Source organism: Ensifer sp. NM-2 (assembly GCF_003024455.1).
GTDB lineage: Bacteria > Pseudomonadota > Alphaproteobacteria > Rhizobiales > Rhizobiaceae > Ensifer > Ensifer canadensis.
Window position 1 is genome coordinate 283,160 of the sequence record NZ_PVZR01000007.1, and the last position, 23,707, is coordinate 306,866.

General features: G+C 62.6%; 20 protein-coding genes and 1 tRNA gene. 10 read left to right on the forward strand and 11 right to left on the reverse strand.

The genetic code is table 11. The features are described from left to right. The first annotated feature begins 15 nt into the window (after positions 1–15). Both C6558_RS16895 and hemA read left to right on the forward strand, forming a co-directional pair. Positions 16–813, forward strand: a complete 798-nt coding sequence (locus tag C6558_RS16895; protein ID WP_025425017.1) for a xanthine dehydrogenase family protein subunit M — start codon at positions 16–18, stop codon at positions 811–813. A gap of 225 nt (positions 814–1,038) precedes the next feature. Beyond that, a complete protein-coding gene (gene hemA / locus C6558_RS16900; RefSeq protein ID WP_025425016.1) occupies positions 1,039–2,253 on the forward strand; it encodes a 5-aminolevulinate synthase in 1,215 nt (404 codons plus the stop codon). A 102-nt stretch (positions 2,254–2,355) separates the two neighbouring features. On the opposite strand, the gene dxr is transcribed toward hemA, so the two are convergent. Beyond that, the gene (dxr, locus tag C6558_RS16905) at positions 2,356–3,531 is read right to left on the reverse strand and encodes a 1-deoxy-D-xylulose-5-phosphate reductoisomerase (protein ID WP_025425015.1); all 1,176 of its coding nucleotides are present in this window, start codon (positions 3,529–3,531) and stop codon (positions 2,356–2,358) included. A 252-nt stretch (positions 3,532–3,783) separates the two neighbouring features. Between dxr and C6558_RS16910 the strand changes: the two genes are divergently transcribed. From C6558_RS16910 to C6558_RS16920, 3 genes are all read left to right on the forward strand, one after another. After that, positions 3,784–4,509 carry an META domain-containing protein gene (locus tag C6558_RS16910; protein WP_025425014.1) on the forward strand — a complete coding sequence of 242 codons (726 nt, stop codon included), beginning with the start codon at positions 3,784–3,786 and terminating at the stop codon, positions 4,507–4,509. A 227-nt stretch (positions 4,510–4,736) separates the two neighbouring features. Further along, complete coding sequence (locus C6558_RS16915) at positions 4,737–4,898, forward strand: Thivi_2564 family membrane protein (protein ID WP_107027568.1); 162 nt, start codon at positions 4,737–4,739, stop codon at positions 4,896–4,898. Between the two features lie 158 nt (positions 4,899–5,056). Beyond that, positions 5,057–5,425, forward strand: a complete 369-nt coding sequence (locus C6558_RS16920) for a VOC family protein (protein WP_025425013.1) — start codon at positions 5,057–5,059, stop codon at positions 5,423–5,425. 25 nt (positions 5,426–5,450) lie between these two features. Here C6558_RS16920 and C6558_RS16925 read toward each other — a convergent pair whose 3' ends face one another. Then, entirely contained in the window at positions 5,451–7,280 is a 1,830-nt protein-coding gene (locus C6558_RS16925) for an ABC transporter ATP-binding protein (RefSeq protein ID WP_025425012.1), read from the reverse strand. A gap of 44 nt (positions 7,281–7,324) precedes the next feature. Further along, on the reverse strand, positions 7,325–8,524 hold the full coding sequence (locus C6558_RS16930; protein WP_107027571.1) for an aminotransferase class V-fold PLP-dependent enzyme: 1,200 nt from the start codon (positions 8,522–8,524) through the stop codon (positions 7,325–7,327). A 230-nt stretch (positions 8,525–8,754) separates the two neighbouring features. Here C6558_RS16930 and C6558_RS16935 point away from each other — a divergent pair, with 230 nt between their 5' ends. After that, a complete protein-coding gene (locus C6558_RS16935; RefSeq protein WP_051509186.1) occupies positions 8,755–9,534 on the forward strand; it encodes an IclR family transcriptional regulator in 780 nt (259 codons plus the stop codon). A gap of 19 nt (positions 9,535–9,553) precedes the next feature. Here C6558_RS16935 and C6558_RS16940 read toward each other — a convergent pair whose 3' ends face one another. The 8 genes from C6558_RS16940 to C6558_RS16975 form a co-directional block, all read right to left on the reverse strand. Next, the gene (locus C6558_RS16940; RefSeq protein ID WP_025425009.1) at positions 9,554–10,045 is read right to left on the reverse strand and encodes a RidA family protein; all 492 of its coding nucleotides are present in this window, start codon (positions 10,043–10,045) and stop codon (positions 9,554–9,556) included. A 44-nt stretch (positions 10,046–10,089) separates the two neighbouring features. Further along, on the reverse strand, positions 10,090–11,301 hold the full coding sequence (locus tag C6558_RS16945; RefSeq protein ID WP_025425008.1) for an amidohydrolase/deacetylase family metallohydrolase: 1,212 nt from the start codon (positions 11,299–11,301) through the stop codon (positions 10,090–10,092). 3 nt (positions 11,302–11,304) lie between these two features. Beyond that, positions 11,305–12,174 carry an ABC transporter permease gene (locus C6558_RS16950; protein ID WP_025425007.1) on the reverse strand — a complete coding sequence of 290 codons (870 nt, stop codon included), beginning with the start codon at positions 12,172–12,174 and terminating at the stop codon, positions 11,305–11,307. Beyond that, positions 12,174–13,115, reverse strand: coding sequence for an ABC transporter permease (locus C6558_RS16955; protein WP_025425006.1), 942 nt, complete (start codon positions 13,113–13,115; stop codon positions 12,174–12,176). The genes C6558_RS16950 and C6558_RS16955 overlap by 1 nt, the downstream gene beginning before the upstream one ends. Positions 13,116–13,229: 114 nt before the next feature. Beyond that, positions 13,230–14,759: an ABC transporter substrate-binding protein gene (locus C6558_RS16960; protein WP_025425005.1), complete on the reverse strand. Its 1,530-nt coding sequence runs from the start codon at positions 14,757–14,759 to the stop codon at positions 13,230–13,232. 328 nt (positions 14,760–15,087) lie between these two features. Next, entirely contained in the window at positions 15,088–15,507 is a 420-nt protein-coding gene (locus tag C6558_RS16965) for a BA14K family protein (RefSeq protein WP_038576546.1), read from the reverse strand. 103 nt (positions 15,508–15,610) lie between these two features. Continuing rightward, positions 15,611–16,111, reverse strand: coding sequence for a GNAT family N-acetyltransferase (locus C6558_RS16970; RefSeq protein ID WP_025425003.1), 501 nt, complete (start codon positions 16,109–16,111; stop codon positions 15,611–15,613). Between the two features lie 91 nt (positions 16,112–16,202). Beyond that, a tRNA-Arg gene (locus C6558_RS16975) sits at positions 16,203–16,279 on the reverse strand. Between the two features lie 264 nt (positions 16,280–16,543). On the opposite strand from C6558_RS16975, the gene C6558_RS16980 reads away from it, so the two are divergent. The 4 genes from C6558_RS16980 (at position 16,544) to metH (ending at position 23,237) form a co-directional block, all read left to right on the forward strand. Beyond that, positions 16,544–17,440 carry an ROK family protein gene (locus tag C6558_RS16980; RefSeq protein ID WP_025425002.1) on the forward strand — a complete coding sequence of 299 codons (897 nt, stop codon included), beginning with the start codon at positions 16,544–16,546 and terminating at the stop codon, positions 17,438–17,440. 11 nt (positions 17,441–17,451) lie between these two features. Further along, a complete protein-coding gene (locus C6558_RS16985; RefSeq protein WP_025425001.1) occupies positions 17,452–17,946 on the forward strand; it encodes a heme-degrading domain-containing protein in 495 nt (164 codons plus the stop codon). Between the two features lie 4 nt (positions 17,947–17,950). Further along, the gene (locus tag C6558_RS16990) at positions 17,951–19,114 is read left to right on the forward strand and encodes an AGE family epimerase/isomerase (RefSeq protein ID WP_025425000.1); all 1,164 of its coding nucleotides are present in this window, start codon (positions 17,951–17,953) and stop codon (positions 19,112–19,114) included. A gap of 349 nt (positions 19,115–19,463) precedes the next feature. Then, positions 19,464–23,237, forward strand: a complete 3,774-nt coding sequence (gene metH, locus C6558_RS16995; protein WP_025424999.1) for a methionine synthase — start codon at positions 19,464–19,466, stop codon at positions 23,235–23,237. Positions 23,238–23,707: the final 470 nt, after the last annotated feature.

A 23,707-nucleotide genomic window follows, 5' to 3' on the forward strand; every position in this document is an offset into this window, starting at 1 on the left:
GCGGGAGGACGTGTCATGTACGAGACCCATTATCACCGGGCGTCCTCTATCCAGGATGCCGTCAAACTCAAGCAGGCCGCAGGCGAGGGCAAATATCTCTCCGGCGGGATGACGCTGATCCCGACGATGAAGCAGCGGCTTGCCGCACCGACCGACCTCATCGATCTCAGGCATGTCGCGGAAATGAAGGGCATCAAGGTGACGGGGCGAACCGTGAGGATCGGTGCTGCGGCCACCCATTTCGACGTGGCGTCCTCCGCCGAGCTGGCGGCCGTGTGCCCGGCGATCTCAGGGCTTGCCAGCCATATCGGCGACCCGCATGTGCGCCACATGGGCACGATCGGCGGCTCCATCGCCAACAACGATCCGGCTGCCGACTACCCTTCGGCGATGCTGGCGCTCGATGCGACCATTGTCACCGATAGGCGGGAAATTGCCGCCGGCGATTTCTTCACCGGTCTTTTCGAGACCGCGCTCGAAGACGGCGAACTGGTGACCGCGATCGCCTTCGAGGCTCCGGCAAAGGCAGCCTACCAGAAGTTCGCCAACCCGGCCTCGCGCTACGCCATGACCGGCGTCTTCGTCGTGCGCCGGGACAATGGCGATGTTCGCGTCGCGGTGACGGGGGCCGGATCGAGTGGCGTCTTCCGGCACAAGGACATGGAGGCGGCGCTTTCGTCGCAGTGGTCGCCGGATGCGCTTGCCAATGTGCCGGTCGACGCTTCCGACCTGCTTTCCGACATCCACGCGGATGCCGCCTATCGCGCCAATCTGGTCAAGGTGATGGCAAAACGCGCGGTGGCTGCAGCATGAGCAATGCGGGCCTGTCTTGATGCGTCAAAAAGGGCGGTTTCGGCCGCCCTTTTTTCGTCCAAGCTTGACTTCGATCAAGCTTGGAGGGATTTACATGCGCTAAGGCTTTCTTTGGAACGGTTCAAAACTAGAGGCCTTTTGCCGCAGGCGGCGGCCGCGTCGCATTGCGGGGTTGACCCCCGGTCGCTTTGAATCAAAAAAAGCGGCAGGGCACTGGAGAAGATGATGGATTTCGAGAATTTCTTTAAAACCGAGCTGGACGGGCTGCATCAGGAAGGTCGCTACCGGGTTTTCGCCGATATCGCTCGCCATCGCGGCAACTTTCCGAAGGCCGCGCGCCACACGGCTGAAGGCATTCAGGAAGTCACCGTCTGGTGTTCCAACGACTATCTCGGCATGGGCCAGCACACCATCGTCACCGAGGCGATGAAACGCGCCATCGACGAATGCGGCGCCGGTGCCGGCGGCACCCGCAACATTTCCGGAACCAACCACTACCATGTGCTGCTCGAGCGCGAGCTCGCAGATCTGCATGGCAAGGAATCGGCGCTTCTGTTCACCTCGGGTTACGTGTCCAACTGGGCCGCCCTTGGAACGCTCTGTTCGAAGATTCCCGGTGTCATCGTCTTCTCAGACGCCGGGAACCACGCTTCGATGATCGAGGGGATTCGTCATTCCAAGTGCGAACGCGTCATCTTCAAGCACAACTCGGTGGCCGACCTCGAAGCCAAGCTTGCCGCAGCCGATCCGCGCGCGCCGAAGATCATTGCCTTTGAATCCGTCTATTCGATGGATGGCGACATTGCCCCGATCAAGGAGCTCTGCGATCTCGCCGACAAATACGGCGCGATGACCTATCTCGACGAAGTGCACGCCGTCGGCATATACGGCCCGCGTGGCGGCGGTATCGCCGAGCGCGAAGGCCTGATGCATCGCCTCACCGTCATCGAAGGCACGCTCGGCAAGGCCTTCGGCGTCATGGGCGGCTACATCACCGGCTCGACGGCGCTTTGCGATTTCATCCGCTCCTTTGCTTCGGGCTTCATCTTCACGACGGCGCTGCCACCGACGCTTGCGGCCGGTGCGCTTGCCTCCATCCGTCATCTGAAGGAAAGCCAGATCGAACGCTTCGCCCATCAGGAGCGCGTGCGCCGGCTGCGCTCGCTGCTCGACCAGCGCGGCATTCCGCATATGCCGAACCCGAGCCATATCGTGCCGGTCATGGTCGGCGACGCCGCCAAGTGCAAGTGGATCTCCGACCTGCTGCTCGACCATTTTGGCGTCTATGTGCAGCCGATCAACTACCCGACGGTGCCGACGAAGACCGAGCGCCTGCGCATCACTCCGACGCCGCTGCATTCGGATGCCGATATCGACCATCTGGTCGGCGCGCTGCATTCGCTGTGGTCGCGCTGCGCGCTGGCACGGGCCGTCGCGTAAGGCTTCACTTATCTTTCGAGAAATCTGCCCCTAACCTTCTCTCCGCGTGCGGGGAGAAAGTGGCGGCAGCCGGATGAGGGGCGGGAACGCCCGATCAGCAAACTATCGGATCAGCCCGGCAGCCAGTTGTCGGGCTTTTTCGTCGGCGGCAAAGACATCGTCCATGGTGACGGCCGCAGGCAGGTCCGAGAGCTTGTCCATTACCTGCTCGACAATTTCGGCCATGTCCAGGAACCCGGCCCGACCGGCGATGAAGGCTTCCAGCGCCGTCTCCTTGGCGCCGTTCAGCACGGCCCCCTGCACGCCGCCCTGTTCCATGGCGCGGCGCGCCAGGCGGATTGCCGGAAACCTGATTTCATCGGGCGCTTCGAAATCGAGGCGCGACAGCTTGGCGAAGTCGAGCCGTTCGATCGGCAGGTCGCAGCGGCTGGGATAGGAGAGCGCATAGCCGATGGCGGTGCGCATGTCGGGGCAGCCGAGCTGCGCCAGCACCGAGCCATCGGTGTAGCCGACCATCGAGTGGATGACCGACTGCGGATGCACGATCACCTCGATCTGCTCCGGCCTGAGGCCGAACAGGTGCTTGGCTTCGATCATCTCCAGCGCCTTGTTGAACATCGAGGCGCTGTCGATCGAGATCTTCAGACCCATCGACCAGTTCGGATGGGCGCGGGCGACGTCGGCCGTCACGTGGCGCATCTCTTCGAGTGTCTTGGTGCGGAAGGGGCCGCCGGAGGCTGTGAGGATGATGCGCTCGACGGCATGGCGCTGGTGCTCTTCCAGCACCTGGAAGATGGCGTTGTGTTCGCTATCGACCGGCAAGAGGCGGCCGCCGCCCTTCCTGACCGCTTCGATGAACAGGCTGCCGGCGGAAACCAGGCATTCCTTGTTGGCAAGCGCGATGTCGGCGCCGCGGCTTGCGGCGGCCAGCGTCGGGGCAAGTCCGGCATTGCCGACGATTGCCGCCATCACCCAGCCGGCGTCGCGCTCCGCCGCCTCGATCAGGCCGCTCCTGCCTGACGCAACCTCAATGCCGGTGCCGGAGAGCGCTGTCTTCAGGCTGGCGTAATGGCTGTCGTCGGCGGTAACGGCAAGCTCTGCGCCGTGGACAATCGCCTGCTGCGCCAGCAGCGGAATGTTGCCGTTTCCGGTCAGAGCGACGATCTCGAAACTGTCGCGACCGCCCAGCCGCTCGACGACATCGAGCGTATTGGTGCCGATGGAGCCGGTCGAGCCCAGGATCGTCAGTCGGCGCTTCGCGTTTTCGCGGGATGCCATGCCAATTCCCATGTTCTTGTTCGTTCTTCCAGCCTTACAGCGGGGCGGGGGCGCAAGCGCCCGGCCGAGCGCCTAACGCTCGCTCCGACAGAGGGAAGCCGCGTTTTGGTTTTGCCGAAAACCGATGCCGATCTTCATTGTATGCGCTAGGCTCTACAGGCGAAATCGACGTGCAACAAGGGCGCGGTCTTCAATCCGGCGTGTGATCGGGCTAAGAATCGGACGACGAGTCGAAGCGCGAAGGAGTTCCCGATGCTGAAAGTCGCCACCGCCCTTTCCTGCGCCTGCGTGCTGATCGAAATGGCCTCAATGCAGACGGTCGCTGCCGAAAACGTGCCGCAACAGCTTGTCGGCATCTGGCTTGCCGAAGATATCGCCGGCCGCGGGGTGATCGACAATCTTCAGTCGACGCTGGAGATCCGCGACGATGGAACCTATGGCGGCATGGCCGGCTGCAACCACTTTACCGGTACTTTCAGCCTTTCCGGTGCGAAGATCACCTTCGGCCCGGCGGCCTCGACCCGCAAGATGTGCGTGCCGGCGGTGATGGATCAGGAACAGAAATTCCTGGCGGCACTGCGCACCGAGCTTTCCTGGGATGTCGAAGGGTCGAAACTGATCCTCGGCAAGTCGGCCGGCGCGCCGGCGCTGACGCTGGCGTCGATGGCAGCGGGCGGATCGGGCAGTGTCGATGTCACGATTTCGGTTCCGGGGGCAGAGACCGTCGATCGCCAGTCGGCGCGCTATGACTGCGGCGGCAAGACGGTCGAAGCCGAATACATCAATGCCGGCCCGGCCTCATTGGTGACCTTCACCCTCGACGGCAACTTCACCGTCGCCTCTAACGTGATTTCCGCATCGGGTGCCAAGTATGCCGGCGGCCAGTATATCTGGTGGACGAAAGGTGACGAGGCAACGCTCTACGATGCGACGAAGGGCGAGAATGATGCCGGGATCGCCTGCAAGGCGGCCGGCTGACACCCTTCTCCCGATCTTCCATGCAATCAACGCTGATGAGCCAGTCGTGCGCGGCATGATCGCCGCGAGCTCTGATTTCGTGTGCGCGGAACTGCTGCCAGTCGGCAGGGACGGAGGCCGGAACCCAGCCTTATCTAAATAAGTATTTGCCAGTATTGGAACTTTTCGGCTCGCCTCATAGTTACAACTCAGACGACTTCGCGTCGCCTTGAAAAGGGAGTTTGTCTATGGGGCTTCTTATCAGCATTCTGATCACGTTCCTCGTCATCGTGCTCGTGCTTTATCTGGTTCAGCGCCTGCCGCTGGACGGCCGGGCGAAACAGATCGTGCAGGCTATCGTGCTCGTTATCGGTATCATCTCGCTGTTGAAATATCTGGCCGTCTTCTGACGCAGACGCCGACCTCAGTGGTTAGCATGGTCCGACAAGGCCGCCGGCTCCATCCTCGGAGCGGCGGCTTTTTTGCGCCGGGCATGATTTCGATGCTGACAAAAGCTGACAGTGGCACGCGTTAGCTTGCGACCATCGAACAACGGAGATGATCGACGATGCTGACCCCGAACCTCATCCTGCTTTACGTGGAAGATCCTGAACAGAGCGCCGCCTTCTACACACGGCTGCTTGGCCGTGGGCCGGTTGCGGCCTTTCCGGCCTACGTCGCCTATGCCCTCGATAACGGCCTGAACTTCAGCCTCTGGTCCACCAAGGCCGCGAACTTCGTCTCCTCCGGTTCGGGCCACCGGATGGAGATCGCCTTCATGGTCAAGGACGACGCCGAGGTCGAGCGGCTTTACGCGGAATGGCGCAAGGCTGGGATCCCGATCGAGCAGGACCTGATGACCGCCGTCTTCGGCCGCACCTTTGTCGCGCTCGATCCCGATGGCCATCGCCTGCGCGTCTGCACGCCAGACAAGTGACGGCGCGGTTTTAAGCGCCCGCTTTCTACACTTGCACGAAGTGCTCCGCCGAAATCTGGCGGTACTGCCGCTCGCCCACGACATAGTCGGGCGCGCGCATCGGGCTCTTGATCTCGTCGCTGGCGACATTGCGCCTGGTGTGCCGCCGGGTCGGATCGGCGATCGGCACGGCTGCCATCAGCTTGCGGGTGTAGGGGTGCTGCGGGTTTTCGAAGATATCGGTGCGCGGGCCGATCTCGACGATCTCGCCGAGATACATTACCGCGACACGGTGGCTGACGCGTTCGACGACGGCCATGTCGTGCGAGATGAAGAGATAGGCAAGGCCGAGGCTCGCCTGCAGGTCGAGCAGAAGGTTGATGACCTGCGCCTTGATCGAGACGTCGAGGGCCGAGACCGATTCGTCGGCAACGATGACCTTCGGATCGAGCGCCAGCGCCCGCGCAATGCAGACACGCTGGCGCTGTCCGCCGGAGAATTCATGCGGGTAGCGCGCGGCCATGTCGGCCTGCAGGCCGACGCGCTCCAGCAGGTCGGCGACCTTGTCGCGGGCCTGGCTCGCGGTGCCGAGCTTGTGCTCGAGATAGGGTTCGGCGATCGCAGCCCCCACGGTCATGCGAGGATTGAGGCTGGCGAAGGGATCCTGGAAGATCATCTGCATGGTCCGGCGCATTTCGCGCAAGCGTTTGCGATCCATGGCCAGCACGTCCTGGCCGTTGAGAACGACCGACCCGCTCTGCGGTTCGATCAGCCGCATGATGGCGCGACCGGTGGTCGACTTGCCGCAGCCGGATTCGCCGACGAGCGACAGCGTTTCGCCCGGCTGCAGGCTGAAGGAGACGTTTTCGATGGCGTGCACGCGGCCCTGCAGCTTGCCGAGCAGCCCGGCATGAATGTCGAAGCGCTTGACGAGGTTTTTCACCTCAAGGATCGGGCGGGTCTGAGCGACCGTGCTCGTTCCCTCGGCCGGCGTATCCGGCAGGCCAGTGACGCTGTCGATAACAGGAAAACGCAGCGGCTGCGGCTTGCCCTTCATCGAGCCGAGCATCGGTACGGCCGAGAGAAGTGCGCGGGTATAGGGATGTTTGGCGCGCAGGAAGATGTCGTCCGTCCGGCCGGTTTCCACCGCTTCGCCGCGGAACATCACCACGGTGCGGTCGGCGATCTCCGCAACCACGCCCATGTCGTGGGTGATGAACAGGACGGACGTTCCTTCCTCCTCCTGCAGCACCTTGATGAGGTCGAGGATCTGTCCCTGGATCGTCACGTCGAGGGCGGTCGTCGGCTCGTCGGCGATCAGGAGCTTCGGACGGCTGGCAAGCGCCATGGCGATCATGACGCGCTGGCGCATGCCGCCGGAGAAGCGGTGCGGGTATTCGTCGAAACGGGAAGCGGCCGACGGGATCCTGACCTTGTCGAGCAGGCGAATGGTCTCGGCCTTCGCTTCCGCCTTGCTCATCGGTCGATGGCAGAGCAGCGCTTCGGAAATCTGGTCGCCGATGGTGAACAGCGGGTTCAGGCTGGTCATCGGCTCCTGGAAGATCATCGCCACTTCGTTGCCGCGCACGCGACGCATGTCGCTTTCCGGCAGATCGAGGATGTTGCAGCCGCCGAGCATGACTCGCCCTTCGGTTCGGCTCATGTCCTTCTGCAGCAGGCGCATGATCGAAAGGGACGTCACGCTCTTGCCCGAGCCGGATTCACCGACGATCGCCACCGTCTCTCCCGGCATGACCGAGAACGAGATGTCCCGCACCACAGGCTTCCAGGCGCCGTCGACCAGAAACGAGGTTGTCAGGTTCTCGACCGAAAGCACAGCTTTCGACGGATCGGTGGCAGCGTCGGTGCGGGTCATGTCTCACATTCCTTGTCGTTCTGCACGGGGTGGGCGGATCGGTCTCAGTCGGGCCAGCGCAACAGGCCGGCGAAGCGGCGGGCATTGCGCTCATGAAGCGGCGTGGCGATGATCTCGTTGGAGCTGCGCGCCTTTGTCAGCTCCTCGGAAAGGCGGTCTGCCACGATGGTTTCCTGGCCGGGGTGCAGGTTGCAGGGGTCGAGATAGAAGTAATTGTGCTCGACATCGTGGTCGCGCACGATGATCGGCGGCTGACCGCGCGCCAGCGCATCGGCGAGATCCCAGGCGGTGATGTGGGCTTCCTGCGGATCGATGGTGACGCGCAGGCGGTCGAGCGGATTGCCGGTCGGGTCAGCTTCGATCACGTGCTTGACGCCCGGGCGGCCGTCGAGCGTGTCGCGCCAGAGATGGAGATAGCCGGCCTCGCGGTCGCGGATCCCCTGGTGGTCGCGCGTTTCCCAGGCGATGAGGGCTGCCATCACGCCGAGCATGCTTTCCTTGCCGACCTTCATGCCGCGGCCGATGCCGAGGTTCTGCAGGAAGGCGTTGCGCACCAGCGTCTTTTCGCCGGCGACGATGCCGGAGGTCGGGCCGCCCAGGAATTTGTGACCGGAATAGAGGACGATGTCCGCGCCCTGTTCGAGGAAGATCTTCAGATCATATTCGGATGCGGCATCGACGATGACCGGCACGCCCTTGGCATGGCAGGCCTCGGCGAATTCCTTGAGCCCGATAAGGCCGTACTGAACCACATGGTGGGAGACGACATAGATGGCAGCCGCCGTGCGCTCGTTGATGGCGCCTTCGATGTGATAGCGATAGGCCGACGTCGCCTGGCCGACGAGCACCGGCTTGCCGCCGGCAATGCGGATCGCCTGGTCGACCGGCGCACCATAGCTGACGACATGGCCCATCTGGATGATGACTTCGTTCTTCAAGCCCGTGGCATCGGGCAGGCGCTCGATCGCGGCGAGGTCGTTGCCGGTCATGGTGCCGGCGACTGCAAGGCTGATGCCGGCGGAGCAGGAGGCGGTGATGAAGCCGGCCTCGGCGCCCGTCAGCCGGGCAATCACCGGGCTGATCTTGCGCTGCAGGTCGTTGATCTCGACGAATTGCGGCAGTATGCCTGTCATCGCGGCGATCGCTTCCGGAACCACGATCGATGCGCCGAGGCTGGTCATCGTGCCGGATACGTTGATAACGGGCCGAAGTCCGAGAGCTTCGCGGATGTCGCGGTCAGGCATGGTGGTCTCCATATGATTTTCTGGCAGTCGGAACAGGTTAAGCTATTCCGTTTTCGCGGAATATCTACCATAGTAATGAGATATGAACGGGCCGTTTCGGATCGCCGAACCGGCCGTTGTCGCGGGTGAGACGGAAAGCCGTTGCTGACCGCCCATCTGATGCGAATTTCGAATTGCATGGGAGTAGACCCTTGGACAAGACGACGATTGCCGCCGAAGCCGGCGACGACATGGAGCCGACCGGCAAGACCCGCCGTTCGCGCGTAAGCGGCATGGATCGGGCATTGCAGGTGCTCGACTTCCTCTACGAGACCGGTTCTCCGAGCGGCGTCTACGCGATTGCCAAAGCGGTCGGCGCGCCGCTGTCGACGGCCTATGTCATCGTCGACGACATGGTGGAAAAGAACCTGCTCAGCCGCGATGCCGACGGCCAGGTCTGGCTCGGTGACAGGCTCTACCATTACGGTCTCGCCTATGCGCGCTCGCTCGATTTCCTCGGCGTGGCGACGCGGGAGATGCATGATCTCGGTCGCGAGGTTGCCGAAACCATCCAGCTCTGCGGTCGCGACGGCGACTACATGCAGGTGCTCGCCATGGCGGACGGCCCCGGCCATTTCCAGGTGACATCCAGGGTCGGCACCCGGGTGCCGCTTAACTGGACGGCCTCCGGACGATTGCTGGTCGGCCATCTGCCCTCCGACGAGAGGTTGGAGCTGTTCCGCCGTTGCGCCCGCACATCGCCGACGGGCCGGGCCGATGTAGATCCGGCCGCACTGTCGAGCCAGGCCGAGACGGCGCTTGCCGCCAAGCTTTCGATCCAGGCCGGTGAATCCGACTATGCGGTCGCCTGCGTCGCCGCCCCGATCCTCGACGACAAGGGCAGTTGCGTCGCGACCATCTCCATCGTTCTGCCCGAACAGAAGATCGTCGACGATCGCAACTTCTACGCCGATCACGTCAGGGTTTCCGCCGAGCGGATCGAGAAGATGATGGGCTGGCGCAGCCATTGATCCGACCTCCCTTAAACCGTCACTCGTGAAGCGAGACGATCGCTTCGATCTCGACGGTGATGTTGCCGGGAAGCGATCCGAAACCGACGGCCGAGCGGGCATGCTGCCCCGCTTCGCCGAAGACGTCGATCAGCAGGTCGGAGCAACCATTGATCACCTGCGGATGATCGGCGAAGTCCGGTACGGCGTTGACCATGCCGAGGAGCTTGACGATGCGCTTGACGCGGCCGAGATCGCCGAGCGCATCATGCATCACCGCCAGCAGATTGATGCCCGTCAGCCGCGCGTGCTCATAGGCGCTTTCAACGTCGACGTCGGCGCCGACCTTGCCGGCATGCAGGTGGCCGTCGACCTCGCGCGGGCCCTGTCCGGAGAGGTAGAGAATGTTGCCCTCCTGAACATGGGTGACGAAGTTGGCGATCGGCGGCGGTGCCGGGGGCAGGTCGATGCCGAGGGCTGCAAGCCTCTGGTAGGGCGAAGCCGGCACACGGCCCTTGGTCTTATGGTCCAAACTGTTCACGCGATATCCTGCCAGTTTCTGTGTTCTGTGATGGTTCAACGGTAGCTGAAGCCGTGGCTGTGGTCGGGGCATTCGACATGCTGCGGCTGGTATCTGTTTGCCGCCACGACGTCCGTGCCCATGAGCGCATATCGCGGCTCGAAGAGGCGGTTGAGATGCGCTTCGGCTCCAAGTGAATCGAAGACGCGCAGTTCGGAATCGACGAGATCGAAGAGGGTGAACTCGGCGCGCGCGCCGACGGTCAGAAGCCCGTCCATCGGCAGGCGAATGACCGAGGCCGGAGCCTGCGTCACGGCCTCGACGACCTTTTCGAACTGCATGCCGACGCTCAAGAGCTTCGACATGGTGGTGCCGAGGTCCCAGACTGACTGGTTCATGCTGCGCAGGTGCACATCGGTGGAGATCGAGAAGGGCAGCAGGCCGCGGGCAATGGCGACTTCCGCGACGCGGAACGAAAACGACGCGCCGCCATGGCCGATGTCGAGCCGGATGCCTTCGCCGGCGCAGCGCTCGGCAAGCTCGAACAGGTCTTCGTCCTCGATGATGCTACTGCCGGCCTTGCCGTTGAAGCAATGGGTGACGATGTCGCCGGGGCCGAGGATTTCAAGCACTTCGTCATAGAGCGCCGGCGGTTCGCCAACATGCACCATCATCGGGATCTTGAGGATCTTGGCGATCTTCTTGCCGAGCTTGACCGGGGTTACGCCCCAGGAGCCGGTGATCACGTGGCTGGCGCGCACTTTCAGGCCGACGATATGCTCGCGGTTTTCCTGGTAGCAGGCGATGATGCGGTCGATGTCAATCGAGCGGATGTCGCTGAGCTCGCTGACGCGGTTGCAGGCGACGAGGCCGATCGAGCCGAGATTGAGGAAGGCCTTGATGCGCTCGCGCGCCGGCTCGATGATGTATTCGCGAAAACCATGGAAGTTGGCTTCGCCGGCCGAACCGGCGTCGACGATGGTGGTGACGCCGCGCTCCATGCCGCAGAGTTGCGGCCGGACCGAAATGTCGGTGCCGCCATGCCAGACATGGGCGTGCAGATCGATCCAGCCGGGCGAAATCCAGGCACCCTTGCCGTCGATGCGCTGGGTGCCTTCAGGCGCCGACAACTGGCTGCCGATGCGGGCAATGGTGCCGTCGCCACCGATCAGGATGTCGACGGTTTCGCTCGGTGCCGCCATGCCGAAGGCGACGGGCTTCACGTTGCTGATCAGCACGGGGCTGGTGCTACGGGTTGCGGTGGGCATGGATCACAGGTCCTTTCTGAGGCGGGGGTCGAGCATGTCGCGCAAACCATCGCCAACCATCTGCAGGGACAGAACCGAAAGCACGATGGCGATGCCGGGAAACAGCGTCACCCAATCGGCCTGTCCGATATATTGCCGGCCCGAGGCGATCATCGTGCCCCAGGTCGGGATCTCAGGACTGACGCCGACGCCGAGGAAGGAAAGCCCGGCTTCGGCCAGCATGGCATGGGCAAACAGGAACGTGCCCTGCACCAGGATCGGCGAGAGCAGGTTGCGCAGCACATGCCGCGTCATGATGTGCGGCGTCGAGATGCCGAGCGCGCGAGCCGCCTCGACATAGGGCAGCTCGCGGATCACCAGCGTCGAGGCGCGCACCACCCGCGCCAGCCGCGGCGCGTAGACGACGCTGAGCGCGACGATCACCGTCGTCAGCGACGGGCCGAGGGCGGCGACGAGCGCGATCGCCAGCAGGATATCGGGAAAGGCCATCATCGCGTCGATCAGGCGGGCGATCGGCGCGTCGAGCTTCGGAAAGAAGCCGGCGACGAGGCCCATGACGACACCGACGATCGTTGCGAGCGTGACGACGGCGGCGCCGACGAGCAGCGAAAGCCGGCCGGCATAGAGCGTGCGCGAAAACACGTCGCGCCCGAATTCGTCAGTGCCGAAGAACCATTGCAGGCTCGGCGGCGACAGGCGGTTGACGATCGACAGCTTGCCGGGCGCATAGGGCGCGATCAGCGGCGCGAAGACGGCCAGGAGCACGAAGACGACGAGAACGAAGAGACCGAAGGCAACGGTCTTGCGCTTGAGCAGGCGGCGCAGGAACTTGGCACGCTCGCTTGCGACAGGGGTTGATACGGTGGCGGTCATCAGTAGCGAACCCTTGGATCAACGAGGAGATAGAGCATGTCGATCGCGAAATTGATCAGCACGTAAAGAGCGGCGATGACGAGCAGCGCGCCCTGGATCACAGGGTAGTCGCGCCTGAGCACGGCGGAGACGACGAGATTGCCGACGCCCGGAAGGCCGAAGACGGTTTCTGTGACGACGGCGCCGGAGATCAGAACCGCGGCGGTGAGACCGATGATGGTCAGGATCGGGATGAGGGCATTCTTCAGCGCGTGTTTCATTACCACCTTGCGTTCGCCGAGACCCTTGGCGCGGGCGGTGCGGATGAAGTCGTCGCCGAGCACATCGAGCATCGAGGCGCGGGTAAAGCGCAGGATCAGCGCCGAGGAGACGACCCCGAGCGCAATGGCCGGCAAGGTCAGATGGTACATGCGCTCTGCGAAGGATGAACCCGGCCCGCCGTAACCCGAAACCGGGAACCAGCCGAGGCGGACCGCGAGGAACTGGATGAGGATCAGGCCGAGCCAGAAGCTCGGAATGCTGGCGGCAAGCATCGCCAGCGTGGTGGCCGCCTGGTCGACGAAGGAGCCGCGGCGGTAGGCGGCGTAGATGCCGATCGGCAGCGCAATGCCGCTGGCGATCAGAATCGAGAACAGGGTCAGGAAGAAGGTCGGCTCGGCACGCTCGGCAAGCGCCGAAGTGACCGGCTGGTTGAGGAAGATCGACTGGCCGAGATCGCCCTGCAGCAGCTGCCCGATATAGTAGACATATTGCAGGCCGAGCGACTGGTCGAGACCAAGCTTGGTGCGCAATTCGGCGATGTCTTGCTGCGTCGCTTCCGGTCCGAGCATGACGGCGGCGGGATCGCCGGGTGTCACGCGGACGATGACGAAGACAATGGTGACGACGAGCGCCATGACTACGATCATGCCGAACAGGCGCTGGAGAATATAGCGTATCATGGGTGCCTCGAACTTCTTCCGCACGGGCACTGGCAAGGCAGCGCCGGGCTATCCGGCGGGCAGCAATCCGTGAAGGGAAAGACCGCCCGCCGAAGGCTTCAAGTGGATGAAAGCTTACTTCTTGATCGAAGCGTTCCAGAAGTAGGGCCACGGCGCGGGGGAGACGCCGTCAAGCGTCTTGGTCTTTGCCGACAGGGCGTTGAAGTCGCCGATCTTGATGAACGGCACTTCCTCGTAGATCACCTTCTGGACGTCGGCCCAGAGTGTGACGCGCTTGCCAGCATCCGATTCGGCGTTGAAGGCATCGACGGCCTTGGCGCGGGCCGGCGTATCCCAGTTTCCGGGCGCCTTGGTCGACATCATGCCGATCAGCGCCGGTTCCGGCAGGAACGGGCTGTGGGTGATATAGATATCCCAGAGTGTCGGGTCGGCGCGGCGCTGGGTGAGCGTTGCCCAGTCGACCACCTGCAGATCGACGGTGAAGCCCGCGAGCTTCAGATACTCGGCGGCGACCTGTGCCATTTTGTAGTGGAACTCGTACTGGCGGCTGGTCAGGATGCGCAGCGGCTCACCCTTGTAGCCGGTAGCCTTCAAGAGTTCGCCTGCCTTTTCCGGATCGGCGACATTGTAGCCGCCTTCCGTGCCGGCTTCGGTGCGCCAGACATACTGCGCCGGGTAGAGGGCGGCATCGAGCGCGTAGAAGTCGGTGCTGCCGAAGGCGGCCGCCATCATGTCTTCCATGCTGAGTGCGGCGCGGATCGCCTTGCGCAGTTCCAGATTCTTGGTCATGCCGTTGCCTGAGTTGAGGACAAAGACAGGCCAGCCGAAAGGCTGCAGCATCACAGGTTCGGAAGCGCTCGAGCCTTTCACCCGTTCGAAGGATTCGACCGGCAGCGAATCGACGTAGTCGTACTGACCGGAGACGGCGGCCTCGACACGGGTGTTCGGGTCGGGAACCGGCACGAAGCGGATCTCGTCGGCATACTGGTGACGCGCGCCGCCATAACCGTTGCTTTCGCCCTCGGGCGAGACATAGCCGTCGTAACGCTCAAGCTGGATGTACTGGTCGGCCTTGCGCTCCTTGAGCTTGTAGGGGCCGGTGCCGACGAAATCGACCATCGGCTCAGCCTGCTTTTCCGAAGGCAGTACGATTGCCGCGGAATTGTTGAAGGCGAGCAGCGAGACCAGCGGCGCATAGGGGGTGTTGAGCGAGATCTTGACCGTGGTCGGGTCGACGGCCTCGATGCCGGCGATCGTCGTTGCCGTCTGCTTGCCGCGCGAGGCGGTCTTCGTCCAGCGCTCGAGCGAGGCGACGACGTCGGTCGCATCCATGTCGGTGCCGTCATGGAACTTGACGCCGGAGCGCAGCTTGATCGTGTAGGTTTTGCCGTCGGCGCTGATTTCCGGCATGGCCACAGCCAGAAGCGGCGTCGGCTTCCAATCCTTGTCGAAGGTGTAGAGCGTCTCGAACATATGCTGCGAGACGATGCCGACCAGGTCGGCCGTCGAAGCCATAGGGTCGAGCGTCGGCGGCTCGCCGACCGTGGCGACGTTGATGACGCCGCCCTTTTCCTGCGCGAAGGCGAAGGACGAGGAGGCGATGAGTGCCGTTCCCAGAAGCAGTGCAATCCTTGCTGATTTCATCTTATGTTCCTCTCTTATAGTTATATCATAGTTATGTACTAAGATACTTTATATTGGAATGATAAGGTCAGCCTTACGGAAATGTCAAGCCGCAGCCAAAACCGACGGTCATCATGGCAGCGGGGCCGGCGACGCTGATCAGTCAGGGGAGGGATCGATGAGGGAGCACTTTTCGCTTTGGGCGGGCACGCATTGATCAAGCGGAGCGCGCTGCTCGACGCTTGAACACGACGAAATCGGCTGTCCTGCGCTCAGGAAAGTGCTTGCCTTACATCAGGTTATGCTTTCACCCGCCGCCCAGACGGGCGGCAGGGCCTTCATCGCAGGTTTACCGATAAGGCGAGTAGCAGGCGCGGCGGGCGCCATAATAGGGCTGGAAGGTATTGTCCCATGCCCGGTAGGAGCTGTATCGACTGTAGCACCAGCTCGTATGGGCGTTGCCGCCATAGTACCGTCTCGGCTGGGCCATCAGCCCGCCGATGATGGCGCCGGCGGCAAGGCCGCCGATGATCGCGCCTACATTGTCATCGTCGTCGTCGTCATCCCAGTGGCGGTGACGGTAATAGCGCCGATCGCCCCGCCATCGGTAGCCATCGTATCCGCGATACCAGCGGCGGTGATAGTACTGCACGGTCTCGACGTCGGAGATGCCTGCCTTCATGGGTGTTACCGACGGGAATGCCTGTACCGGGGCTGCGCTGGAGAAGGCCGTTGCCAGCGAAAGCGCAACAATTGCCAGCTTTTTCATTGGCTTCACCATTTCCTTTCATTGGGGAAATGGATGAGGGCATGTTTTGTGCCGGAGAACGGGCAGAAACTCACGGCTTCGTGAATGCGCGGCAATCGGTTGGCTAGACGCTGAACTCTTCGAGCCTCTGCATGAAAATGCCGAAGCCGGCGCGGCGATAGGTGTCCTGTGCCTTGGCGTGATCCCAGGTATCCGTGTGCAGCCAGACGCGATCCGGTGCCCGATCCCAGATGGCACGCAGTGAGCCATCGAGAAGAAACGGCCCCAGCCTTCTTCCCTGCGCTTGCGGGATCAGGCCGAAATGGGTGAGTTCGACATCGGAAGTGTCAGCGCGCTCGAATTCGCAGAGCCCGACGGCACTGCCTTCCACCCGCAGGATATAGAGCGCGGTCGACGGGCTGCGCAAAAAGGCATCGAGCTCATCGGCAGGCATGCGCAGTCGCTGATCCCAGCGCAAAGGTTCGGCGACTGCGCGGTAGAGCGAGAGGAATTCCTCTGCTGCCAAGCGCTCAGGCGCAAACGCCGTGCCCTCGACAGGCGGCAGCAAAGGCTCGCCAGTCGGCCGAGTGCGCATTTCCATGTAGGTCACAAGCAGCTGAACCATGATCGCTTACATCGGCATCGGGTGCATCGGCATCGCAAGAGCCGGCTCGGCGGAGCGTCGCGCCTGTGATTTGTCCTGCTGACGAGAAGGATGGTGATCCCGGCGCGATTCGAACGCGCGACCCCCAGATTAGGAATCTGGTGCTCTATCCTGCTGAGCTACGGGACCACTCGGATAGCACCCATACAAAAGCAAGGCCTCTTCGCCAAGTGTTTTTGCGCGGTGCCTTCGCGAAATAGGGCATGGCGTGCGGTGCCGGGAATGCAGGGGATTGCGGAAGGCGCCTGTCCAATCCGGTTTCCTCCTCTACCGAGGCGTGCCGAAATCGGGGGCTGGTGTTTCCCGTCTTTCGGATGCTAAGCAGTGATCAGCGCCGGCTTGAGGAGGCTGGCGCTCCTTCATGCGACCTTCACCCAGAGACCTGATCCAGACATGTTCATCGGAATTGATTGGGGCGGCACGAAAATGGAAGTCATCGCGCTTGATCGCGATGGTGAAACGCGCGCCCGCCACCGCGTCGCGACCCCGACCAGCGGCTATGACGACTGCATTCTGGCCGTTCACGGCCTTGTTGCCGCCGCCGAAAAGACGGCGGGCGAACAAGGATCGATCGGCATCGGCATTCCCGGCAGTCCCAATCCGCGCACCGGTATCGTGCGCAACTCCAACGCTGTGCTGATCAACGGCAAGCCGCTCGGGCGCGACCTCGAACAGGCGCTCGGCCGCAAGGTGCGGCTCGCCAACGACGCCAATTGCCTGGCGGTGTCGGAGGCAGTCGACGGTGCCGGCAAGGACGCGCAGACAGTGTTCGGCGTGATTGTCGGCACCGGCCATGGCGGCGGGCTGGCGATCGGCAAGAAGGTGCATGCCGGCTACCAGGGCGTCGCCGCCGAAATCGGCCACTATCCGCTGCCATGGATGACCAAGGACGAGTATCCCGGCCACAAATGCTGGTGCGGCAAACACGGCTGCCTCGACATGTACGCCTGCGGCACCGGGGTCGAGCTCGACTATCGCCTGACCACCGGCGTCGAAAAGCGTGGTCGCGATATCATCGAGGCGAAGCGGGCCGGCGATCCGGCGTCAACAGGCGTCTACAATCGTTTCGTCGACCGGCTGGCGCGCAGCCTTGCGCTTTTGACCAACATCGTCGACCCGGATGTCTTCGTGCTCGGCGGGGGCATGTCGAATGTCGACGAGATCTATGAGGATGTGCCGCCGCGGGTGGTCAACTACCTCTTTGGCGACAGTTTCGAAACGCCTGTTCGCAAGGCGATGCACGGGGACAGTTCCGGCGTGCGCGGCGCGGCTTGGCTCTGGAAGGATTGAGCGGAGGCTTCATGAATATCGACAATGATCTCAAGCGCATCGGCCAACAGGAGCGCGAGCTGCAATTCGACAGTTTCGACCTGGAAATGGCATGGCAACTGGGCACGACGTTGCGCCGCATGGCCGCCGAACGCAAGCTCGGCGTCGTCATCGATGTCACGCTGTTTTCGATGCAGGTGTTTTATACCGCGCTTGAGGGCGCGACGCCTGACAATCCGAACTGGGTGCGCCGCAAGCGCAACACCGTTTTTCGCCTTTTCAAGAGCAGCTACTCGACCGGCCTCGGGCTGTTGAAGCAGCAGACCAATCTGCAGGCGAAGCTCGGGCTTCCGGATGCCGAATATGCGGCCCATGGCGGCAGTTTCCCGATCGTCGTCAAGGGCACGGGCTGCATCGGTGCGGTGACCGTGTCCGGCCTGCCGCAGCGCGAGGACCACAACATGGTGGTCGAGGCGCTGGCCGAGCTGCTCGGCAAGAACCATGATGAACTGAAGCTCGAGGGCTGAACCGTTGCCGCAGGATATTTTCTCGCAATCCGCTATCTTGTCGGCGTGGCTGGCCGAAAGGGCCCTGCCGCTCTGGCGCGAAAAGGGCGTCGATGCCACGGGCGGCGGTTTCGCCGAAACCATCGACATGGCCGGCGAGCCAACGCGGGCCAATCGCCGGGCGCGGGTGCAGCCGCGTCAGGTCTACTGTTTCGCCGAGGCCGGCAGGCGCGGCTGGGCGGGCGACTGGAAGAGTGCCGCCGAGGGCGGGCTTGCCTATTTCGATCGGGTCTATCTGCAGCCGACGGGCTTTTACGGCGCGCTTGCGGATGCCGACGGCAACCTCATCGATGCCGCCTTCGACCTCTACAATCAGGCTTTCGCGTTGCTGGCCTTTGCCTATCTGGCCGAGGTCTTCCCCGAGCGCAGGCCGGAAATGATCGAGCGCAGCAACGGTTTGCGCCAACGCATCGAGGCCCACTGCAAGCACCCGCTCATCGGCTTTGAAGAGGACGATCCGTCGCGGCTGCCGCTCTGCTCCAATCCGCACATGCATCTGTTCGAAGCGTGCCTGGCGAGCGAGGAGGTCGTCGGCTTTGATCGCGTCGCCTGGTTCAACCTTGCAGACGAGATCGCGCATCTGGCGATGGATCATTTCATCGACGGCGGTACCGGCGCGTTGCGGGAGTTCTTCGACCACGACTGGGCGCCGTTCCCGGGTGACAAGGGGCGTATCGTCGAGCCCGGCCATCTGTTCGAATGGGCGTGGCTGTTGCTGCGCTGGGCCGAGCGGCGCGGCAATGCCGAGGCGATCGTCAAGGCGCGGCGGCTGTTTGCGATCGGCGAGGCGCACGGCATCTGCCCGACCCGCAATGTCGCGGTCATGACGCTCTTCGACGATTTCTCGGTCGCCGACCCGATCGCACGGCTTTGGCCGCAGACGGAATGGCTGAAGGCTTCGGTTCGTTTTGCAGCCCTCACAGAAGGCGCGGAGCGTGAGCGCTATCTCGCCTCGGCGGCGCGGGCGGCTTCGGCACTCAACCTGTTCCTGGAGACACCGGTGGCCGGGCTGTGGCGCGACAAGCAGAAACCAGATGGCAGTTTCGTCGACGAACCGGTGCCGGCGAGCAGTTTCTACCATATTCTCTGCGCCATCTATGAAACGCAGGATTGCCTCGGCCGTCTTTAGAGCATTTCCAGGAAAAGTGCGAAGCGGTTTTCCGTCAGGAAATGCGGAAAAACGAAGCGACAGAGCGTTTCCGCGGCTCAATTTAAGCCAGAAACGCTCTGAGTTTGTCTTCTGATGGCATTCGCATGGCTCGCTGCGGTCGCGGCGGGCCATTTTCTTTGCCGTGGCGTTCACCCAAAAGGCGGAATCGCCTTTCTGTCGCTCCTGTGCGCAGACTGAAACCGCATGCGCCAAGGCTACCAAGCCAACGTCATTGCGGCAAATTAAATCCGTTCATATGTTGACATAAAGATGTCTTTATGTGATTGACTTGACTATTGCTTGTCGTTTTCAGAACGGGAGATTTCCCATGTCCGCCATCGACGCCCTTTTCGGCGACCTTTCCTCCAAGCCGGATGGCTCCGAAGTCATGCGGGCGCTGAAGCAGGCGGCCAGCGAGCGCATCCTGATCATGGATGGTGCAATGGGCACGGAAATCCAGCAGCTGGGTTTCGTCGAGGATCACTTCCGTGGCGATCGCTTCGGCGGTTGTGCCTGCCATCAGCAGGGCAACAACGACCTGTTGACCCTGACGCAGCCGAAGGCGATCGAGGACATCCACTATTCCTACGCCATCGCCGGCGCCGACATCCTGGAAACGAACACGTTCTCCTCGACCCGCATTGCCCAGGCCGACTACGGCATGGAAGACATGGTCTACGACCTCAATCGTGACGGCGCCCGCCTGGCGCGCCGGGCGGCAAGGCGCGCCGAAGCGCATGACGGCCGTCGCCGGTTCGTCGCCGGAGCGCTCGGCCCGACGAATAGGACCGCGTCGATTTCGCCTGACGTCAACAATCCGGGCTACCGGGCGGTGACCTTCGACGATCTCAGGATCGCCTATGCCGAACAGATCCGCGGCCTGATCGACGGCGGCGCCGATATCATCCTGATCGAGACGATCTTCGATACGCTCAACGCCAAGGCGGCGATCTTCGCCACCAAGGAAGTGTTCGCAGAGAAGGGTATCGAACTGCCGGTGATGATCTCCGGCACGATCACCGATCTTTCCGGCCGTACGCTGTCGGGCCAGACGCCGACGGCGTTCTGGCATTCCGTGCGCCATGCCGAGCCTTTCACCATCGGGCTCAACTGTGCGCTCGGCGCCAATGCCATGCGCGCGCACATCGACGAACTTTCGAGTGTCGCCGACACCTTCGTCTGCGCCTATCCGAACGCCGGCCTGCCAAACGAATTCGGGCGATATGACGAGACCCCGGACCAGATGGCAGCCCAGGTCGAAGCCTTTGCCCGCGACGGTCTCCTCAACATCGTCGGCGGCTGCTGCGGCTCGACGCCCGCCCATATCAGCGCGATCGCCAAGGCGGTTGCCAAACACCCGCCACGCCTGATCCCCGATGTCGCGCCGCTGATGCGGCTCTCGGGCCTCGAGCCCTTCACGCTCACCTCAGACATTCCCTTCGTCAATGTCGGCGAGCGCACCAACGTCACCGGCTCGGCCAAGTTCCGCAAGCTGATCACCGCCGGCGACTATTCCGCAGCGCTCGATGTCGCCCGCGATCAGGTCGCCAACGGCGCGCAGATCATCGACATCAACATGGACGAGGGCCTGATCGATTCGAAGCAGGCGATGGTCGAGTTCCTCAACCTTATCGCTTCCGAACCTGATATCGCCCGCGTGCCCGTCATGATCGATTCGTCGAAGTGGGAGGTGATCGAGGCCGGATTGAAATGTGTCCAGGGCAAGCCGCTGGTCAACTCGATCTCGATGAAGGAAGGCGAAGAGGCGTTTCTGCATCACGCCAGGCTTTGCCGCGCCTATGGCGCTGCCGTCGTCATCATGGCCTTCGACGAGGTTGGGCAGGCAGATACCAAGGCGCGCAAGGTCGAGATCTGCACCCGCGCCTACAAACTGCTGACCGAAGAAGCCGGCTTCCCGCCCGAAGACATCATCTTCGACCCGAACATCTTTGCCGTCGCGACCGGCATCGAGGAACACAACAACTACGGCGTCGACTTCATCGAAGCAACGCGCGAAATCATTGCGACGCTGCCGCATGTGCACATCTCCGGCGGGGTCTCCAACCTGTCGTTCTCCTTCCGCGGCAACGAACCGGTGCGCGAGGCGATGCACGCCGTGTTCCTCTACCATGCCATCCAGGCGGGCATGGACATGGGCATCGTCAATGCCGGCCAGCTTGCCGTCTATGACGGCATCGATGCCGAGCTGCGCGAGGCCTGCGAAGACGTGGTCCTGAACCGCCGCGCCGATTCGACCGAACGCATGCTGGAGATTGCCGAGCGCTATCGCGGACAGGGCGGCGCCCAGGCCAAGGAGAAAGATCTTTCCTGGCGTGAATGGCCGGTCGAAAAGCGACTCGAGCACGCGCTGGTCAACGGCATCACCGAATATATCGAGGCCGATACCGACGAGGCGCGGCTTTCGAGCGCCCGGCCGCTGCATGTCATCGAAGGTCCGTTGATGGCCGGCATGAATGTCGTCGGCGATCTTTTCGGCTCGGGCAAGATGTTCCTGCCGCAGGTGGTGAAATCGGCGCGCGTGATGAAGCAGGCGGTTGCCGTTCTGCTTCCGCACATGGAAGCCGAGCGGCTGGCCGCCGGTGGCGAAGGCGAGCGCCAGAGCGCCGGCAAGATCCTGATGGCGACGGTCAAGGGCGACGTGCACGACATCGGCAAGAACATCGTCGGCGTCGTGCTTGCCTGCAACAATTACGAGATCATCGATCTCGGCGTCATGGTGCCATCCGCCAAGATCCTCGAGGTGGCCAAGGCGCAGAAGGTCGACATCATCGGCCTTTCCGGCCTGATCACGCCATCGCTCGACGAGATGGTGCATGTTGCCTCGGAGCTCGAGCGCGAAGGTTTTGATATCCCGCTGTTGATCGGCGGCGCGACGACGAGCCGGGTGCATACGGCGGTCAAGATCAATCCGCGCTACGACCGCGGCCAGACGGTCTACGTCACCGATGCGAGCCGTGCGGTCGGGGTCGTCTCCAGCCTGTTGTCGTCGGAAGCCAAGGGCTCTTACGTCGAGACGATCCGCGCTGAATATCGCAAGGTTGCCGACGCCCATGCTCGCAACGAGGCGGAAAAGCGCCGCCTGCCGCTATCGCAGGCGCGCGCCAATGCTCACAAGATCGACTGGAGCGGCTATCAGGCCAAGGCTCCCTCGTTTCTCGGTACGCGGGTGTTTCAGGGGTGGGAGCTGGACGAGCTGGCGCGCTACATCGACTGGACGCCGTTCTTCCAGACCTGGGAACTGAAGGGCGTCTATCCCAAAATCCTCGATGACGAGAAGCAAGGGCAGGCCGCACGTCAGCTGTTCGAGGATGCGCAGGCCATGCTTGCCAAGATCATCGCCGAGAAATGGTTTGCCCCGAAGGCGGTCGTCGGCTTCTGGCCGGCCGGAACCGTCGGCGACGACATCCGGCTGTTTACCGAGGAAACGCGCGGCGAGACGCTCGGCACCTTCTTCACGCTGCGTCAGCAGCTGAGCAAGCGCGACGGGCGACCGAACGTGGCGCTGTCGGATTTCGTCGCACCTGTCGACAGCGGCAGCAGAGATTATCTCGGCGGCTTCGTCGTCACGGCCGGTATCGAGGAAGTGGCGATCGCCGAGCGCTTCGAGCGCGCCAACGACGACTATTCGTCGATCATGGTCAAAGCACTGGCCGACCGGTTCGCCGAAGCCTTTGCCGAGCGCATGCATGAATACGTGCGCAAGGAACTCTGGGGTTATGCTGCGGACGAGACATTCTCGCCGCAGGACCTGGTCGGTGAGCCCTATGCCGGTATTCGCCCGGCACCTGGCTATCCGGCTCAGCCCGACCATACGGAAAAGGAAACGCTGTTCCGGTTGCTCGACGCCGAAAAGGCGATCGGCGTGACCTTGACCGAGAGCTTTGCGATGTGGCCCGGTTCGTCCGTCTCCGGTCTCTATGTCGGCCATCCCGAGGCCTATTATTTCGGTGTCGCCAAGGTCGAGCGGGATCAGGTGGAGGATTATGCGGGGCGCAAGCGTATGCCGGTGCGCGAGGTCGAACGCTGGCTGTCCCCGATCCTCAACTACGTGCCGATGCCCGAAGCAGAGGCAGCCGAGTAATCTCGGGAATCCAACAATAGTGCTGGCGGGCAATCATGCCCGTCAGTCTCGCGCTTGAAGCGAGGCGGTCTGCAAGGCCGGCCATGCGGCGAAACCGTCTTTCCCACTTGCCTCAATCCAAGATGAAACTGCGCCGAGCGCTTGGCGATGCCGGCACTTGCCGATTTCTTGAAGCCTCTATGCTTTCCTGAACTGGGCTATTGCTCTGTATTCGTCGTTTATGGTCGGTAGCGCCAATATATTTCTTGAGGCGCCCAAAAATAATGGGATGGAAATTCCGAAAGGATTCCAATCGAAACGAACGTGATTCAACGTTGTTTTTCGGCAGTGCCGCTGCATTTCGGGCCGTATTCCAAATGAAACATTGAAAATCCCGAAAAAAGAATTATATGGGTGCAATCGAATATTGCTTGCGACCTTTGTCAAAGCGCTGAAAAGCGTTGTCAGATTTCCTCTCAACATCGACACGG

Bases quoted from the DNA above. Each gene is read 5' to 3' on its own strand.
- C6558_RS16895 (WP_025425017.1), top strand. From the start codon at position 16: ATGTACGAGACCCATTATCACCGGGCGTCCTCTATCCAGGATGCCGTC.
- hemA (WP_025425016.1), top strand. From the start codon at position 1,039: ATGGATTTCGAGAATTTCTTTAAAACCGAGCTGGACGGGCTGCATCAG.
- dxr (WP_025425015.1), bottom strand. From the start codon at position 3,531: ATGGCATCCCGCGAAAACGCGAAGCGCCGACTGACGATCCTGGGCTCG.
- C6558_RS16910 (WP_025425014.1), top strand. From the start codon at position 3,784: ATGCTGAAAGTCGCCACCGCCCTTTCCTGCGCCTGCGTGCTGATCGAA.
- C6558_RS16915 (WP_107027568.1), top strand. From the start codon at position 4,737: ATGGGGCTTCTTATCAGCATTCTGATCACGTTCCTCGTCATCGTGCTC.
- C6558_RS16920 (WP_025425013.1), top strand. From the start codon at position 5,057: ATGCTGACCCCGAACCTCATCCTGCTTTACGTGGAAGATCCTGAACAG.
- C6558_RS16925 (WP_025425012.1), bottom strand. From the start codon at position 7,280: ATGACCCGCACCGACGCTGCCACCGATCCGTCGAAAGCTGTGCTTTCG.
- C6558_RS16930 (WP_107027571.1), bottom strand. From the start codon at position 8,524: ATGCCTGACCGCGACATCCGCGAAGCTCTCGGACTTCGGCCCGTTATC.
- C6558_RS16935 (WP_051509186.1), top strand. From the start codon at position 8,755: ATGGAGCCGACCGGCAAGACCCGCCGTTCGCGCGTAAGCGGCATGGAT.
- C6558_RS16945 (WP_025425008.1), bottom strand. From the start codon at position 11,301: ATGCCCACCGCAACCCGTAGCACCAGCCCCGTGCTGATCAGCAACGTG.
- C6558_RS16950 (WP_025425007.1), bottom strand. From the start codon at position 12,174: ATGACCGCCACCGTATCAACCCCTGTCGCAAGCGAGCGTGCCAAGTTC.
- C6558_RS16955 (WP_025425006.1), bottom strand. From the start codon at position 13,115: ATGATACGCTATATTCTCCAGCGCCTGTTCGGCATGATCGTAGTCATG.
- C6558_RS16960 (WP_025425005.1), bottom strand. From the start codon at position 14,759: ATGAAATCAGCAAGGATTGCACTGCTTCTGGGAACGGCACTCATCGCC.
- C6558_RS16965 (WP_038576546.1), bottom strand. From the start codon at position 15,507: ATGAAAAAGCTGGCAATTGTTGCGCTTTCGCTGGCAACGGCCTTCTCC.
- C6558_RS16970 (WP_025425003.1), bottom strand. From the start codon at position 16,111: ATGGTTCAGCTGCTTGTGACCTACATGGAAATGCGCACTCGGCCGACT.
- C6558_RS16980 (WP_025425002.1), top strand. From the start codon at position 16,544: ATGTTCATCGGAATTGATTGGGGCGGCACGAAAATGGAAGTCATCGCG.
- C6558_RS16985 (WP_025425001.1), top strand. From the start codon at position 17,452: ATGAATATCGACAATGATCTCAAGCGCATCGGCCAACAGGAGCGCGAG.
- metH (WP_025424999.1), top strand. From the start codon at position 19,464: ATGTCCGCCATCGACGCCCTTTTCGGCGACCTTTCCTCCAAGCCGGAT.